At 74.3% G+C, this 899-nt stretch carries 1 protein-coding gene; it reads right to left on the bottom strand.

Annotated elements, in window-relative coordinates; genetic code table 11:
• Positions 1 to 24 precede the first annotated feature (24 nt).
• Positions 25 to 899 (bottom strand): ABC transporter ATP-binding protein (locus FNQ90_RS25065; protein WP_407699445.1); only part of this gene is annotated, 875 nt, incomplete at its 5' end.

Genomic DNA, 899 nt, shown 5'->3' with positions numbered 1-899 from the left:
GGCCCGGGGGTTCGGGCCCGGGGGTCACGGCGCTCGCGGTTCCACGCCGGCGTTCCACCCCCCTTCGGGATCGGTGGGCAGCACCGTCACCTGCGGAACGCCGGTGCGCGGATGTTCGGCGACCTCCGCCGCCACCCCGTAGACCCGCGCCAACAGCTCGGCGGTCAGCACCTCCCCCGGTGGCCCGACGACCACCGACCGGCCGGCGAGCAGGACGCAGATCCGGTCGCAGAAGGCGGCGGCGAGGTTGAGGTCGTGCAGCGCCACCACGGCCGTGACCCCGAGTCGACGCACCAGCCGCAGGGTGTCCAACTGGTGCCGCAGGTCGAGGTGGTTGGTGGGCTCGTCGAGGATCATGGTGCCCGCCCGCTGGGTGAGCGCGCGGGCGATGAGCACCCGTTGCTTCTCGCCCCCGGACAGGCGGGAGAACGGCGCCTCGGCCAGGTGCTCGACGCCCACGTCCCGCAGGGAGGCGAGGATGATCCCGCGATCCCGCGCGTCGTCACCGGCGAAGGCCCGCTTGTGCGGGGTGCGCCCCATCGCCGCGACGTCGTGAACGGTCAACTCGAAGTCACCGGCGGTCTCCTGGAGCACGGTGGCCACCCGGCGGGCCAGCGGCTTGCCCGCCATCGCCCACACGTCCTCACCGTCCAGCAACACCCGCCCGGACGTGGGCCGCAGTGCCCGGTACAGGGTCCTCAACAGGGTTGACTTGCCCGCGCCGTTGGGCCCGACCAGCCCCATCACCTCGCCCGGCGCCACGGCCAGGGAGACGCCGTCCACCAGGTTCCGGCCGCGGACGGTCACCGTCACCTTCTCGATGTCCAGCGCGGCGGGGGCGTCGCCGGGCTCCCCCGGGCCCTCCGCGGATCCCCCACCCGTCTCCCTCCACCACGGGG

Source organism: Streptomyces alkaliphilus, assembly GCF_014141535.1.
GTDB classification, from domain to species: domain Bacteria; phylum Actinomycetota; class Actinomycetes; order Streptomycetales; family Streptomycetaceae; genus Streptomyces; species Streptomyces alkaliphilus.
This window is presented reverse-complemented; position numbering and strand designations above follow the sequence as displayed.